The organism is Dermacoccus sp. Tok2021 (assembly GCF_019895135.1).
GTDB lineage: Bacteria > Actinomycetota > Actinomycetes > Actinomycetales > Dermatophilaceae > Dermacoccus > Dermacoccus abyssi.
In genome coordinates this window covers 108688-123567 of the sequence record NZ_JAGTHU010000001.1, presented here as the reverse complement: position 1 = coordinate 123567, position 14880 = coordinate 108688, and the positions used below count along the sequence as shown (strand labels likewise).

Genomic DNA, 14880 nt, shown 5'->3' with positions numbered 1-14880 from the left:
ACAATGGCCGCATGGGTACCTATGACGCATGGCTCGAGCAGGCCTCCATCGACGACGCCGTCCGCGATCTTCGTCCGGACTACCGGGCAGTGCTCGTCGTCGCCGAGGGGTTGAGCGGCGGCGAGTCGAACGAGGCGAGCGAAACGCTGCTGTTCGCCGCTGAGGAACACGTGCGCCCGCTCCTGGAGCACACGAAGGTCGAGGAACTCCCCCACATCGCCGCATGGCGCGAGGCGTTCCGCGCCTTCGGCGCCAAGCCCCAACGCACCCGCAACTCCGCGGAGGCGCTCATGCGTCGAGCTGACGCCCTTCCGCGCATCAACGCGCTGGCCGACGCCTACAACGCCGTCTCCGTCCGCTTCCAGACGCCGCTCGGCGGCGAGAACCTGGCCGCTTACGACGGGCCCCTGCGCCTCGTACGCGCGACCGGGGACGAGGAGTTCGGCACGCTCGCCTCGGGCGCCGAGACGGTCGAACACCCCGAGCCCGGCGAGGTCGTCTGGCGCGACGGCGCCGGCGTCACCTGCCGCCGGTGGAACTGGCGCCAGTGCTACCGCACGCGTCTGACGGAGGAGACGACCGACGCCGTCTTCATCTGCGATGTCCTCGACGTCGAACCGGGCGACGGCGAGCAGCGAGCCCAGGACGTTCTCGGCGCTCTCACCGAGGCCCTCGAGGCCGTCAGCCCTGGCGTGAAGCTCACCTCACGCATTCTGTGATCCAGCGGGCTCCCGTCGTCCGATCTCGGACGAGAAAGCGCCGCGACGCCCGCGCCCCACATGCCGCACCGCAATGGGTAGCGTGACTCGCATCACACGAAACCCGTAGCGAGGTGCTTCATGCCCAACGTCGCCGTGCCCATCTGGACGCACGCCGCCCGCAACCCCGACCACCCGGCCGTCCGCAGCCTCGACAAGAGCTGGTCCTACGAGGAGCTGCGCTCCCACGTCGCCGCGTGGGCTGGCGCGCTGCGTGAGGCGGGCATCGAACGCGGTGACCGCATCGTGCTCATCGCGCCGTCGGTGCCCGAGTTCGCTGCCGTCTACCACGGCGCCCAGGCTGCGGGCATCGTCGTCGTGACGCTCAACGTCATGTCGACGCCCGCCGAGATCGGTTACGTGCTGGGCGATTCCGGAGCCCGACTCGTCATCGCGTGGCACGCAGCGACGACGGCCGCCGAGCGCGCGGGCGCCGAGGCAGACGTCGACGTGTGGAGCCTGGAACCCCACGCCCCGGTCACCTGCGAGACGCCGCTGTCCGAGCCCGTGGAGCGCGACGCGTCCGAGACCGCTGTGCTCCTCTACACCTCGGGCACGACGGGTAAGCCCAAGGGCGTGCAGCTCACCGTTTCGAACCTGCTCGAGACGGCCGAGATCTTCATTCGCCAGCTCGAACTAGAGCCGACGGACGCGTTCGGCACCGGCCTGCCGCTGTTCCACGTCTTCGGTCAGTGCATCTGCATGAACACGATCCTCGTCGGCGGTGCGAGTCTCTCCCTGCTCAGCCCGTTCGAACCGCAGGCCATGGTCCGCATGATCCGCGACCACGAACTGACGATCGTCGCGGGCGTTCCGACGATGTGGAACTACCTCCTGCACGTCGCCGGCGACTTCGGCCCCGCTGACTTCGCCAATCTCCGCCTGGCTGCCTCCGGCGGCGCGAGCCTGCCGGTGGAGGTCATCCGCGCGTTCGAGACCCGCTTCGGCTGCACGATCCTCGAGGGGTACGGCCTCACGGAGACCACAGGCGCGGCGACGTACCACTCCCCCTTCATCGAGCAGCGCGTCGGCACGACGGGTATCGCTCTGCCAGGTGGCGCGGTCGAGGTGCGCGGCGCTGACGGGCAGCCCGTCGCCCTGGACGAGGTCGGCGAGGTCTTCATCACCGGCCCCATGGTGATGAAGGGGTACTGGAACCGCCCCGAGGCCACCGAGGCAGACCTCGTCGACGGGTGGTTCCGCACCGGAGACCTCGGCGCGCTCGACGCCGACGGGTATCTGCGCATCGTCGATCGCGCGAAGGACCTCATCATTCGTGGCGGCTACAACGTCTACCCCCGCGAGGTCGAGGAGGTGCTCTACGAGCACCCGGACGTCGTCGAGACGGCCGTCGTCGGCATCCCCGACGACACATACGGCGAGGAGGTCGGGGCCGTCGTCGTGTTGCGACCTGACGCGTCCCCCGACCCGGAGGCGTTGCGCGCGTGGCTCAAGGAACGGCTTTCCGCGTACAAGGTGCCGCACCTGTACCGGTTCGCGGACGAACTGCCCAAGGGCGCGACGGGAAAGATCCTCAAGCGCGCCATCGAGTGGACCCACGACGAGGAGAAGAACGATGACTGACGTCCAGACCGTCAAGGGGGTCGTCGACTCCGGCGACCTCGGTGCGACGCTCGTCCACGAGCACGTCTTCGTGCTCGGCGAGGAGTACCGCGTCAACTACAGCGAGTGGGACGAGGACGCCCGCGTCGCCGATGCGTCCCGCCAGTTGCAGGAGCTCAAAGAGCTCGGCATCGACACGATCCTCGACCCGACCGTGCTCGGGCTCGGGCGCTACATCCCGCGCATCCAGAAGGTGGCCGAGGGAACCGACCTCAACATCGTCGTCGCGACGGGCGTCTACACCTACGACGACGTGCCGTTCCAGTTCCACTACACGGGCCCGGAGACCCTCTTCGGCGGTCCGGAGCCGATGACCGAACTGTTCCTCAAGGACCTGCGCGAGGGCATCGCCGACACGGGCGTGCGCGCTGCGTTCCTCAAGTGCGCCATCGAGGAGAAGGGCCTGACGCCCGGTGTCGAGCGCGTCATGCGGGCGGTCGGCGCGGCGAGTGCCGAGACGTCGGCTCCGGTCACCGTGCACACCCACGCGGGCAGCGAATCCGGACTCGTGGCGCAGCGTGTGCTCGCCGAGGAGGGCGTCGACCTCGGTCGCGTCGTCATCGGCCACAGCGGCGACTCGACCGACCTCGATTACCTGTGCAAGCTCGCCGACGCCGGAAGCTACCTCGGCATGGACCGCTTCGGCATCGACGTTCTCCTGCCGTTCGAGCAGCGCGTCGACACGATCGTCGAGCTGTGCCGTCGCGGTTACGCCGAGAAGGTCGTCATCGCCCACGACGCGTCGTGCCTCATCGACTGGTTCCCCGAGGGACTCATCCCCCAGGCCCAACCGAACTGGAACTTCCGGCACATCAGCGAGGACGTGCTCCCTGCGCTGCGCGAGCGCGGCGTGAGCGACGCGGACATCCACACGATCCTGGTGGACAATCCGCGTCGCTACTTCGAGTAAGTTGGCCGCCGTTCGGCGGGCGAAGGTCAGTTCGCCGAGGACGTCATGGAGTCGGAGCTCTTCATGTCCTTCTTCATGTCGCTCTTCATCTCGGTGCTCGTCGGCATGTTCGACGACGAGTTGCCGGAGCCCTGGCCGTCGTTGTTGCAGGCGGCAACGCCGAACACGGCGCAGGCGGACAGGGTGATGGCGGCAAGGCGCTTCATGATGGTTCCTTCTCTCTCGCAAACGGTGTGCATGAGGCATTCGGCCCTCTCACCCGAATGGATGGGAGACGGGGTGTGGCCTACCTCACACCGACCGCGACGGTGTGCCATCCCGAGGCGCCGTCGGGCGTCACCTCGGCTTCCTGCGATGTCTGCACCTTGCCGTCGGCGTACCGGCAACGGGCCTTGATCGTGTGCTGCCCCTTGGGCGCGTCCCAGGACAGCCACCACTGCCGCCAGTAGTCGATACCGACATTCGGGCCGAGCTTCGCCGTCTGCCATTCGCCGTCGTCGATCTGCACCTCGACCCCGACGATGCCCTGGTGCTGGGCCCACGCGACGCCGCCGATCGCCACGCGTCCGGCGTCGATGGTGCGGCCGGCGCGGGGTGTGTCGATGCGCGTCGAGGGCTTGATCGGACCCTTCTCGCTCCAGCCGCGGTCGGTCCAGTACGCGCGGTGCTCGGCGTAGGTGGTGACCGTCAGCTTCGTCACCCACTTCGTCGCCCCGACGTAGCCGTAGAGGCCCGGCGTCACGAGACGCGCGGGGAAACCGTGCTCGCGCGGCAGCGGCTCCCCGTTCATCCCGACGGCCAGGAGAGCCTGACGGTTCTTGTCCTGGAAGGCCTCGATCGGCGTCGAGCAGGTCCACCCGTCGTCGGAGACGGAGAGCACCTGGTCGGCGCCGCTGCGCGGACGCGCCTTGGCGAGCAGGTCGCGCACCGGGACGCCGAGCCAGCGGGCGCCGCCCGCGTACTCGCCGCCCACCTCGTTGCTCACGCAGGTGAGGGTGACGTCGGCCTCGACGAGCGGCATGGCGAGGATGTCGTCGTAGGTGAACTCGAGTTCCTCCTCGACGTCGCCGTCGATGACGAGTCGCCACCCGCCCGCGTCGACGTTGGGCACGACGAGCGCGGTGTCGATGCGATAGAAGTTCGAATTCGGGGTGACGAGCGGCGTCACTCCCCTCACGGTGCGCTCCAGCCCGGCTGGCATGGCGGGCAGCGAGTGGCTCGGGCGCGGCAGGGCGCGCACCATCTGCGTCACCTGCGAGCCGATCTTCTGTCCCATGCCCGCGGCCACGGCTCCGAGCCCGGCAAGGGCTCCCGCGCTCAGCATCGTCCGGCGCGTCACGTCACCGGAGGCCACGCCAGGCGCGATGCTCGACGAACCGGACGCCGACGACATCACCGCCACGAAGCTTCCTACCCCGACGAAGGCCGTCGCGAGCGACGGGATGACGGCGAAGACTCCCCCGCCCGGCCGGGCCCACGCGGCAAGGCCGGCGAGCGCGACGAGGACACCGAGCAGCGCAACGCCGCGCACGAGCCGCGTCCGAGCGAGCAGCCCCGCGAGCGCGCCGAGCAGGCCGGTGACCACCGCCACGGAAGCGAGCAGGACGGGTTTGTCAGCGGTGCCGAAGGTCGCCACGGCGAAGTTCTTCAGCCACGTCGGAGCCGCATCGACAACGGCCGAACCGACCGCGAACGGCGGCGAATAGCTCGGCCCCGTGATCGCCGCGACGAGGTGCCCTGCCCCCGCGCCGGCGATCGTCGAAGCCAGGCCGACGAACGCTGCTTGCCCCTTGCCGAGGTGCGCGGCCGTCACAGCTGCACCGAACCCAGCATCTTCGAGGTCGGCTGGGCCGAACCGCCGGCCGGTTCCATCGACACGGCGACCTCGCGGGCGGTGCCGGCGTCACCGTGCAACGGCATGGCGATGAGCCCGTCCTTCTCCGGCTCGGGCAGCAGGCCACCGGAGACCATCTTCCCGGAGGAGTCCTTGACCCACATCTGGTACGCCATGCCGTCCGGGGCGCGCCCCATCGTCGTCGACGTGACGACGGCCTTGTCCATACCCATCGAACGGGTGACGGTGATCTTGTGCTCGCCCATGTCGATGACCGACTCACGGGCGTCGTCGGCGTGCATGACCTCCGCGACTGGTGCCGGCATGGAGCCGGCGTCGTCGCTCGCGATCCGTACCCCGGCCACCGCGATGACGATGGCTGCGGCGGCAGCACCGAGCCACAGAATTGCTCGCCGGGCCGCGCGTGGCGTCTGGGAACGCTCCGCGGCGACGGGCACGACGGGTGGCAGCGGACGGGTGCGAGCCACCTGGGCGAGGAGCTCACTGCGCACGTGAGCGGGCGGCGTCAGCTCGGGGGCGGGCAGCGTTGCCGCCGCTTCCTGCAGGGAGAGCACCTCGTCAAGCGCCTCGGGGTGATCGCGCAGGTAGGCCTCGACGGCCCCACGCTCCTCGGGCGTCACGGCGTCCACCGCGTACGCTCCGATGAGTCCGTAGGCGTCGCCCGGTCGAACGTTGCGCTTCATCGTTCACCTCCCATGGTGTCGCGCAGGCGGATGAGTCCGTCGCGGATGCGTGTCTTCGCCGTTCCGAGCGGCAGGTCGAGCAGGGCGGCCACCTCGGTGTGGGTGTGTCCGCCGAAGTAGGCCGGTTCGAGCGCCTCGCGCTGAACCGGGGTGAGCGTCGCCATCGCGCGCCGGACGCGCTCGGCCTCGAGGCTGCTCACGACGGCTTCGCTCGTCGTGTCGAACGCGACCTCGCGTTGTTCGACGGCGTACCGCCCTTCCCGGGCGCTCGCGGTCTCGGCGTGGCGCACTCGGTCGACGGCCCGCCGGTGCGCGATCGTCATCATCCAGGACATGGCGGACGCCTGCTTCGCGTCGTAGCGAGCCGAATGGCGCCAGATGTCGAGGTAGGTCTCCTGGAGAACCTCCTCGGACTGCGCCGGGTCGCGCAGCACGCGCACGATGAGACCGAAGACGCGGGCGCTCGTGTCGTCGTACAGCTGCGCGAACGCAGCGTCATCACCTCGCGCGCAGCGTTGGACGAGTTCCTCAGCGCGCATCGGAGCACCTGACCGATCCGGTGCAGGAGCGAGCGACGCGGCACGGGCCGCACGGGCGGACGACGTGAACCGCACTCACTCCCCCTGCTGACGTTGGTTGTTCCTCATGACCGGCGTTCGGAGCCCAGCTGCGATCGGATGGGTCGGACCGCGCACATTCTTCCGAAGCGCCGTCCCGGTCGGCCTTCACCCGAGAAAGTCGACAACGCCGTCGGCCCGGCTCCCTGAAGGGAACCGGGCCGACGGTGTTCAGCTACCTGCTGTTACCGCGTCACGCACTCTTGACGATGTTGCGCAGCACGTACTGCAGGATGCCGTCGTTGCGGTAGTAGTCGGCTTCGCCGGGGGTGTCGATGCGGACGACCGCGTCGAACTCCACCGTCTCGCCGCCGTCCTTCGTGGCGACAACCTTGACCGTCTTCGGCGTCGTGCCCTCGTTGAGGGCCTCGATGCCGGTGATCTCGAAGGTCTCCGTGCCGTCCAGACCCAGGTCGTCAGCCGTCTTACCGGCCGGGAACTGCATCGGCAGGATGCCCATGCCGATGAGGTTGGAACGGTGGATGCGCTCGAACGACTCGGCGATGACAGCCTTGACGCCCAGCAGACGCGTACCCTTCGCAGCCCAGTCACGCGACGAGCCCGAACCGTACTCCTTGCCGGCGAGCACGACGAGCGGCGTACCGGCCTCGGCGTAGTTCATCGCGGCGTCGTAGATCGTGTTCTGCTCACCGTTGTTCGTGAAGTCGCGCGTGAAGCCACCCTCGACGCCGTCGAGGAGCTGGTTCTTCAGGCGGATGTTCGCGAACGTACCGCGCACCATGACCTCGTGGTTACCGCGGCGCGAACCGTAGGAGTTGAAGTCCTTGCGGTCGACGCCGTGCTCGGCGAGGTACTTGCCCGCGGGGCTGTCGGCCTTGATGTTTCCGGCCGGGGAGATGTGGTCGGTGGTGACCGAGTCACCCAGCTTGGCGAGCACGCGGGCGCCCTTGATGTCGGTGACCGGGGTCAGCTCCATCTTCATGCCCTCGAAGTACGGGGGCTTGCGAACGTACGTGGACTGGTCGTCCCAGTCGAACGTGCCACCGGCCGGGGTCTCGAGACCCTGCCAGCGCTCGTCACCGGCGAAGACGTCCTTGTACTGCTCGAGGAACATGTCGCGGTTGATCGAGGAGGCGATCGTCGAGTCGACGTCCTGCGCGCTCGGCCAGATGTCCTTGAGGAAGACGTCGTTGCCGTCCTTGTCCTGACCCAGGGCTTCGTTCTCGAAGTCGAAGTCCATCGTGCCGGCCAGCGCGTAGGCGATGACGAGCGGCGGGGAGGCCAGGTAGTTCATCTTCACGTCGGGGTTGATGCGGCCCTCGAAGTTGCGGTTACCCGACAGGACGGAGACGACGGCGAGGTCGTTCTCGTTGACGGCAGCGGAGATGTCGTCCGGCAGCGGGCCGGAGTTACCGATGCAGGTGGTGCAGCCGTAGCCGACGAGGTGGTAGCCGAGAGCCTCGAGCGCCGGCCACAGACCAGCCTTCTCGTAGTACTCCGTGACGACCTTCGAGCCCGGCGCCATCGACGTCTTGACCCACGGCTTGACCTTCAGGCCCTTGTCCGCGGCGTTCTTCGCGAGAAGACCGGCCGCGAGCATGACCGACGGGTTCGAGGTGTTGGTGCAGCTCGTGATCGAGGCGATGGCGACATCACCGTGGTCGATCTCGAAACTGCCACCGTCACGGTTGACCGTGGTCGGCTTGGAGGGGCGCTCGCTCTTGCCTGAGATCGGCGAGTTCGTCGGGGCCGAACGCGGGTCGGAGACCTGGTCGGCACTCGTGTTCACCGAGTCGGACGCCGGGAAGGTGCCCTCGAGCTCCTCGTCGACCGAGCTGTCCTCGATGCTGTTGCCGTTGACGACGTAGTTGTCGAGATCGGCGACGAACTGCTGCTTGGCCTCGGACAGCAGGATGCGGTCCTGCGGGCGCTTCGGGCCGGCGATCGACGGGACGACCGTCGACAGATCCAGCTCGAGCTCCTCGGAGAAGCGCAGCTCGACGCTCGGGTCGAGCCACATGCCCTGCTCCTTGGCGTACGCCTCGGCGAGGGCGACCTGCTCGTCGCTGCGGCCCGTGAGGCGCAGGTAGTCGAGCGTGACGTCGTCGATCGGGAAGATCGCACAGGTGGAGCCGAACTCGGGGCTCATGTTGCCGATCGTGGCGCGGTTCGCGAGCGGGATGGAGGCGACGCCCTCACCGTGGAACTCGACGAACTTGCCGACGACACCGTGCTCGCGCAGCATCTGCGTGATCGTGAGGACGACGTCCGTGGCGGTGACGCCCGAGGGGATCTCACCGGTGATCTTGAAGCCGACGACGCGCGGGATGAGCATCGAGACGGACTGGCCGAGCATCGCGGCCTCGGCCTCGATACCGCCGACGCCCCAACCGAGGACGCCGAGGCCGTTCTCCATCGTGGTGTGGCTGTCGGTACCGATGCAGGTGTCGGGGTAGGCCACGCCCTCGCGCTCCATGACGACGCGCGCCAGGTGCTCGATGTTGACCTGGTGGACGATACCGGTGCCCGGGGGGACGACCTTGAAGTCGTCGAAGGCGCCCTGGCCCCAGCGCAGGAACTGGTAACGCTCGTTGTTGCGCTCGTACTCGAGCTCGACGTTCTTCTCGAACGCGTCGTTCGTGCCGAAGGCGTCGATCTGGACCGAGTGGTCGATGACGAGCTCGGCCGGCGAGAGCGGGTTGACCTTGTTCGTGTCACCGCCGAGTTCACCGGCGGCCTCACGCATCGTGGCGAGGTCGACGACACAGGGAACACCGGTGAAGTCCTGCATGATCACGCGCGCGGGCGTGAACTGGATCTCGGTGTCCGGGTCGGCCTTCTCGTTCCAGCCACCGAGAGCGGAGATCTGCTCCTTGGTGACGTTCGCGCCGTCTTCGGTGCGCAGCAGGTTCTCGAGGAGAACCTTGAGGCTGTACGGCAGGGTCTCGTGGCCCTCGACCGTGTTGATGCGGTAGATCTCGTAGCTGTTCGAGCCAACCTCAAGGGTGCCCTTTGCTCCGAAGCTGTCCGTGCTCTGACTCACGCCGACTCCTTCGTCTGTTGCCTGGGAGCGCGCCCCTCGGGCCCGCGTCCCGCGTCATTTATCTTGACGTCAAGATAACTTAATCACACGCTGGGAACGCCCCTCAGCAAAGGCAAACCTAACTTTGCCACCTGCCCTTGCCGAGGCCGTTCTCCTGCCTTGATCGTAGGTCGCCGAGCCCGTCATGTCGCCCCAGTGGGCGAGCCCGATGTCGACGATCTCAGGATGCGTTCGCCTCACCGCGGGGTCGCAGCACCGCGATGCACTCGACGTGCTGCGTCATGGGGAACGCGTCGAAGCCGCGAAGAGCGTCGACGTCGTAGCCGCGTTCGGCGAAGTAGCCGAGGTCACGCGCGAGCGCGGCCGGGTCACACGCGACGTAGGTGACGACGCGGGGCGCGAGGTCGGCGATCGTCGCCACGACGTCGCGGCCCGCACCTGCACGGGGCGGGTCGAGGACGACGACGTCGGCGCCGGTTCCGAGGTTGGCCTTCGCCACGTCGGACGCAAGGAGGTCGACGTGGCGGGCTCCGCCCATGTTCGTGCGGGCGTACTCGATCGCCTCGGCATCCGCCTCGACGCCGAGCACCGAACCGCTCGGGCCCACGAGGTCGGCGAGGGCGCGCGTGAACAGGCCGACGCCGCAGTACAGGTCGACGGCCCGCTCCCCCTCCTGCGGGTCGGTGGCGTCGAGGACGACGTCGAGGAACGTGGAGGCAGCCGCCGGGTGCACCTGCCAGAACCCACGGGCGCTGACGTCGAACTCGGCGCTGCCGTGGGCGGTGTCGACAATCTCGCGCACCGCGGGGGTCTTCTCGCCCTTGGGCTGCGGCAGCTCGATGCCGACGATGTCGCCGACGGAGGGGCGCACGAGGTCGAGGCCCGCGACCGAGGAGTCGAAGCGGTCACGCAGCGCCGCGGTGAAACCCTCGTCCGAGACGACGCAGTCGTCGATCTCGACGAGCCGGTGTGAGCGGTGTTCGCGCAGGCCCGCAACACCGCCGTCGACGGCGAGTTCGAGGCGGGTGCGCCAGCGCAGCCCGTCGGGGTGGCCGGGCAGTTCCTCGACGGTGAAGTCGGGGGCCACCTCGTCGAGGTCGATCTTGGCGATGCGCTGCAATTGCTCACGCACCACACGCGTCTTGAGCGCGCGCTGCGCGGGCAGTGCGACGTGCTGCCAGTCGCAGCCGCCACACATGCCGGGGCCAGAGAACGGGCACGGCGCGGGGACGCGATCGGGCGAGTCGTCGAGCACCTCGACGGCGTCGGCGCGCAGGAACTTCGACTCGCTCGTGCCCTCGGTGATGCGGGCGACGACGCGTTCGCCGGGCAGCGTGTGCCGGACGAAGACGACGCGGCCCTCGTGGCGGGCGACGCAGTGTCCGCCGTGCGCGACGCCCTCGACGGCCAGTTCCAGCCGCTCGCCCTCCATCGGACGGCCCTTGCGGGCCTTGCGACGGTTCATTCCAGAGCGGCGACCGGGTGCAGAACGTGACGTTGCCATGTCGTTCACCCTCCCCCGGATGCCCCGGAACACGCAACGCAGCAGGCCCTCACCTTCGATAGGGTCGCCTCGTGCACTACGTCATCATGGGCTGCGGCCGCGTCGGTTCCTCCCTCGCGCGCACGCTCGAGGACACCGGCCACAGCGTCGCCATCGTCGACCGCGACGAATCCGCCTTCCGCCGCCTGCCGAGCTCGTTCCTCGGACGCCGCATCGTCGGGGTCGGCTTCGACCGCGAGACGCTCGTCGCCGCCGGCATCGAAGAGGCGTTCGCGTTCGCCGCCGTCTCCAGCGGTGACAACTCGAACATCCTCTCGGCCCGCGTGGCACGCGAGACGTACGGCGTCGAGCGCGTCGTCGCCCGCATCTACGACCCGGGCCGCGCCGAGATCTACCAGCGCCTCGGCATCCCCACGGTCGCCACCGTTCGCTGGACCGCCGACCAGGTGTTGCGGCGCATCGCGCCGCAGGAGAGCACCGCGGTGCACCACGATCAGTCGGGCACCCTGGCCATCCTCGAGATCCCCGTCCACACCGCGTGGATCGGGCACGCCTACGACGAACTCGAGCAGGTCACCGCCTCGCGCGTCGCGTACGTCTCGCGCCTGAGCACCGGCATCCTGCCCCGCGCCGGCCTCGTCCACCAGGAGGGCGACATCGTGCACTTCGTCGTCGAATCGGCCCGCCGGGAGCTCGTCGAGGCGTTGCTCTCGCAGGGCCCTCACACCGACCTCACGAACCCGCTCGCGCGCGAGCACTGAGAGGCACGTCATGCGCATCGTCGTCGTCGGGGCCGGAAGCGTCGGCCGATCCATCACCCGCGAACTGCTGAGCAACGAACACAGCCTGCTCGTCATCGACAAGTACGCCCGCGAGGAGCGCGTCAAGGCCATCCCGGACGCCACGTGGCTCCTCGCAGACGCGTGCGAGGTGGCCACGCTCGAGGAGGCACAGCTCGAGCACGCCGACGTCGTCGTCTGCGCCACGGGTGACGACAAGGTCAACCTCGTCGTCTCCCTGCTCGCGAAGACGGAGTTCGGCGTGCCGCGTACCGTGGCCCGCGTCAACAACCCGCGCAACGAGTGGATGTTCGACGAGGGCTGGGGCGTCGACGTCGCCGTCTCCACCCCGCGCCTCATGACGGCGCTCGTCGAGGAGGCCGTCAGCGTCGGCGACCTCGTGCGCCTCTTCGAGTTCCAGCAGGGCAAGGCCACGATGGTGGAGCTCACGCTCCCCCTCGACTCCCCCTACTGCGGCAGTAGCGTCGCCGATCTCGCCCTTCCGCCGGAGTGCGTGCTCGTCGGCATCATCCGCGACCAACTGCCGATGGCGCCGGTGCCCGAGGAGAGCCTCCAGGCACTCGACGAACTGCTCTTCCTCGCCACGCGTGACGCCGAGCGCACCCTCGCGGCGAAGCTCACGGGACGGCGTCGCGACGAGGTGCAGACGGTCCTGAGCGACCGCAACTTCTGAGGTCGCTCAGCACTGCGGGCGAGCGGCGTCAGGCGCCGTGCTCGCGCGCCTCGTGCTCGAGACGTTCGTGGCCTTCGCGGTCGTCGTGCAGTAGCGCGTCGTGGGTGTCCAGCGGGGTCTCACCGCGCAGGAGCAACAGCGCCATGAGGGCGAGGGCGGCGAGGTACAGCGGCCAACCGAGCGCGATCTTGGCGACGCCGAGCATCGTCACCTGGTCGGCCAGGTAGAGCGGCAGCATGACGGCCAGGCGCACGGCGAACAGGGCCGCGAACACCCACGTCAGGCGCGTGCAGACCTTCACCATGGCGCGGCTGCGCTGCCACGCGGTGGGGTCGTCCTTGAGGTTCGGGTCGCCGCCCGCCACGATGAAGCCGACGAGCGGCCAGCGCACGACGATCGACGCGATGCTGATGGCGAGCATGACGCCCGCCTGGATGAGACCGGGCAGGAAGACGTCGGACGCATTGCCGGAACGCTTCGCGAGAAACGCAGCGAAGGCCGTGGCGAACGCCGCAGCGACGACGAACTTCACCGTCTGACGCTGCACGAGGCGCAGCACGAGCGCGACGACGAGCACGACCGCCGCGGCAATGAGCGCTTGGTTGAGGTTCTTCGTCGCGGTCCACACCGCGACAAACGCGACCGTCGGCAATGCCGCCTCGAGCGATCCGCGCCACCCGCCGACCGCGACGGCGAGGCGCTCGCGGATGACGGCCTCGACCGTGTTCGCCGGGGGCTGGTGGTTCTCGGTCACTGGGATTCCTCGTTCTCGAGCAGGAGCTCGTAGGCGGGGTTGAAGATCGTGGGCCGGTTCTTCACGGTCGTCAGGAGCCCTTCGACGGCGAGCGCGGCGCCGACGTGAATACCGACGACCTCACGGCGACCGAGCATGACGAGGGACGCGGGCTGGACCGAGGTGTCGAACGGGTCGAGATCGACAACGAGGTCGGGCACACTCTCGGAGCGCGGCCTGACGGTGACCTCGCTGACGCGCCCCTCGATCCTCACCCGGCGTCGAGCAGGCGCGAGGGCGTAGCGGGAGGCCTCTCGTGCTCGCTGGGCCGCGGCCTCTTCCTCCCCCGACGGGCCGGGGAGGAAACGGGCACGCAGCTTCGCGAGCATCTGCTCCATCAGCGCGTCTCGGTAATCTCCGGGCCACGCTCCAGCGGGCTGACGGCGGGATCGCTCTCACCGGCGGACTGCTCCTGCTCGCGCACCTGGGCGAGCAGCTCCGGCGGCAGGGTGAGTTCGAGCAGTTCGCGCGGCGCGCGTGCCTCACCGCCGCGTCGCACGACGACGGTGCGCACGAACTCCATGGCGCGCTCCGCGGCGTCGTCGTCGAGGGCCGCGTGGCCCGACAGCACGGCGCGCAGGAACCAGCGCGGGCCGTCGACGCCGATGAAGCGTGCCGGCGAGAAGGTGGTGCGGCCGTCGGGGCCCTGGCTGGGCATGCGCACGTGTAGCTCGGTGCCGAGGTCGCCGTCGACCTCGTCGGCCGTGCCGCCACCGGCGAGGATCGACTCGGCGATCTCGCGGCGGATGCCGTACCAGATGCCGCTCGTCTTGGGCGCGGCGAAAACCTGCAGCTGAACCGCAGAGGCACCGCCCTCACCGATGACGGCGGTCATGCCGGTGAGCACCTGCGTGCTCTCGTCGACGTCGAGGCGAAGCTCGACGTCCTCACCGGGCGCGAGCAGCAGCGCACCGAAGTCGATGCGATCGCCCTCGGGGGCGTCGTCGACGTCGAACGGGCCGTTGGAGAGGTCGACGTCCTCACGCGGGCGCAGGCGCGAACGGCGGCGGCGCTCCTCGGGGGTGAGCTCCTCGGACGTCACGTCCGCCGACTCGGTGGCCGTCTCGTCGGTGTCCTCGCTGAGGTCGACCTTCTCGTCGCCCTCGACCTGCGAGGCTGCGTCGTCCTTCTTACGTCGGAACATGGCCATGATCAGTCAGTCTCCTTCTCGGCGCGAGCCTGCGTGGCCGCGAATCCGCCGGTCGAACCGTGCCCACCGGCGCCACGCGACGAGTCGTCGAGGTCGTCGACGACGACGAACGTCGCCTTCTCCACCCGCTGCACGACGAGTTGCGCGATGCGGTCTCCCCTGGAGACGGTGAACGACTCGCGGCTGTCGGTGTTGACGAGGTTGACCTGGATCTCGCCTCGGTAGCCGGCGTCGACGACACCGGGCGCGTTGACGATGGTGATGCCGTGGCGAGCGGCCAACCCCGATCGGGGGTGGACGAAGCCGGCGCATCCCTCAGGAATCGCGACGGCGATACCCGTGGGAACGAGCGCGCGGTGACCGGGCGCGAGCGTCAGGCCGACGCGTGCCCGCAGATCCGCACCGGCGTCACCCGCGTGGGCGTACGTCGGCACCTCCAGCCCCGGATCGAGGCGTCGGATGGGGACGGTGAGATGTCCGTCGTCGTCGCTGCTCGGTGCGTTGTCCATG

The 14880-nt window shown here is 69.0% G+C and carries 15 protein-coding genes; 5 read left to right on the top strand and 10 right to left on the bottom strand.

The window, feature by feature from the left end:
• The first annotated feature begins 11 nt into the window (after positions 1-11).
• The 3 genes from K9D12_RS00545 to K9D12_RS00535 all read left to right on the top strand — a co-directional run bounded on the left by K9D12_RS00545 (position 12) and on the right by K9D12_RS00535 (position 3291).
• Entirely contained in the window at positions 12-719 is a 708-nt protein-coding gene (locus K9D12_RS00545; protein ID WP_129663766.1) for a B3/4 domain-containing protein, read from the top strand.
• Between the two features lie 120 nt (positions 720-839).
• Positions 840-2342 carry a long-chain fatty acid--CoA ligase gene (locus K9D12_RS00540; protein ID WP_129663768.1) on the top strand — a complete coding sequence of 501 codons (1503 nt, stop codon included), beginning with the start codon at positions 840-842 and terminating at the stop codon, positions 2340-2342.
• Positions 2335-3291 (top strand): phosphotriesterase, encoded by a 957-nt coding sequence (locus K9D12_RS00535; protein ID WP_129663770.1) that lies wholly within the window; start codon positions 2335-2337, stop codon positions 3289-3291. Before K9D12_RS00540 ends, K9D12_RS00535 begins: the two co-directional genes overlap by 8 nt.
• 26 nt (positions 3292-3317) lie before the next feature.
• Here the strand turns inward: K9D12_RS00535 and K9D12_RS00530 are convergent, their stop codons facing one another.
• From K9D12_RS00530 to K9D12_RS00505, 6 genes are all read right to left on the bottom strand, one after another.
• Positions 3318-3497, bottom strand: coding sequence for a hypothetical protein (locus K9D12_RS00530; RefSeq protein WP_047311524.1), 180 nt, complete (start codon positions 3495-3497; stop codon positions 3318-3320).
• A gap of 80 nt (positions 3498-3577) precedes the next feature.
• Positions 3578-5104: a molybdopterin-dependent oxidoreductase gene (locus tag K9D12_RS00525; protein WP_223059220.1), complete on the bottom strand. Its 1527-nt coding sequence runs from the start codon at positions 5102-5104 to the stop codon at positions 3578-3580.
• The gene (locus tag K9D12_RS00520; RefSeq protein ID WP_223059219.1) at positions 5101-5829 is read right to left on the bottom strand and encodes an anti-sigma factor domain-containing protein; all 729 of its coding nucleotides are present in this window, start codon (positions 5827-5829) and stop codon (positions 5101-5103) included. The genes K9D12_RS00525 and K9D12_RS00520 overlap by 4 nt, the downstream gene beginning before the upstream one ends.
• Complete coding sequence (gene sigK / locus K9D12_RS00515) at positions 5826-6368, bottom strand: ECF RNA polymerase sigma factor SigK (protein ID WP_223059218.1); 543 nt, start codon at positions 6366-6368, stop codon at positions 5826-5828. The genes K9D12_RS00520 and sigK overlap by 4 nt, the downstream gene beginning before the upstream one ends.
• A 271-nt stretch (positions 6369-6639) precedes the next feature.
• The gene (gene acnA, locus K9D12_RS00510; RefSeq protein ID WP_223059217.1) at positions 6640-9450 is read right to left on the bottom strand and encodes an aconitate hydratase AcnA; all 2811 of its coding nucleotides are present in this window, start codon (positions 9448-9450) and stop codon (positions 6640-6642) included.
• Between the two features lie 220 nt (positions 9451-9670).
• A complete protein-coding gene (locus tag K9D12_RS00505; protein WP_223059216.1) occupies positions 9671-10954 on the bottom strand; it encodes a class I SAM-dependent RNA methyltransferase in 1284 nt (427 codons plus the stop codon).
• A gap of 71 nt (positions 10955-11025) precedes the next feature.
• On the opposite strand from K9D12_RS00505, the gene K9D12_RS00500 reads away from it, so the two are divergent.
• Both K9D12_RS00500 and K9D12_RS00495 read left to right on the top strand, forming a co-directional pair.
• Positions 11026-11715 (top strand): TrkA family potassium uptake protein, encoded by a 690-nt coding sequence (locus tag K9D12_RS00500; RefSeq protein ID WP_231579555.1) that lies wholly within the window; start codon positions 11026-11028, stop codon positions 11713-11715.
• A 10-nt stretch (positions 11716-11725) separates the two neighbouring features.
• Positions 11726-12427 carry a TrkA family potassium uptake protein gene (locus tag K9D12_RS00495; protein WP_047311519.1) on the top strand — a complete coding sequence of 234 codons (702 nt, stop codon included), beginning with the start codon at positions 11726-11728 and terminating at the stop codon, positions 12425-12427.
• 28 nt (positions 12428-12455) lie between these two features.
• Here the strand turns inward: K9D12_RS00495 and K9D12_RS00490 are convergent, their stop codons facing one another.
• Genes K9D12_RS00490 through dut form a run of 4 tightly spaced genes read right to left on the bottom strand, consistent with a single transcriptional unit; the run spans position 12456 to position 14879 of the window.
• Positions 12456-13181, bottom strand: coding sequence for a DUF3159 domain-containing protein (locus tag K9D12_RS00490; RefSeq protein WP_223059215.1), 726 nt, complete (start codon positions 13179-13181; stop codon positions 12456-12458).
• Positions 13178-13558: a hypothetical protein gene (locus K9D12_RS00485; protein ID WP_047311517.1), complete on the bottom strand. Its 381-nt coding sequence runs from the start codon at positions 13556-13558 to the stop codon at positions 13178-13180. The genes K9D12_RS00490 and K9D12_RS00485 overlap by 4 nt, the downstream gene beginning before the upstream one ends.
• On the bottom strand, positions 13558-14370 hold the full coding sequence (locus tag K9D12_RS00480) for a DUF3710 domain-containing protein (protein WP_047311516.1): 813 nt from the start codon (positions 14368-14370) through the stop codon (positions 13558-13560). Before K9D12_RS00480 ends, K9D12_RS00485 begins: the two co-directional genes overlap by 1 nt.
• 2 nt (positions 14371-14372) lie before the next feature.
• A complete protein-coding gene (gene dut / locus K9D12_RS00475) occupies positions 14373-14879 on the bottom strand; it encodes a dUTP diphosphatase (protein WP_223059214.1) in 507 nt (168 codons plus the stop codon).
• Position 14880: the final 1 nt, after the last annotated feature.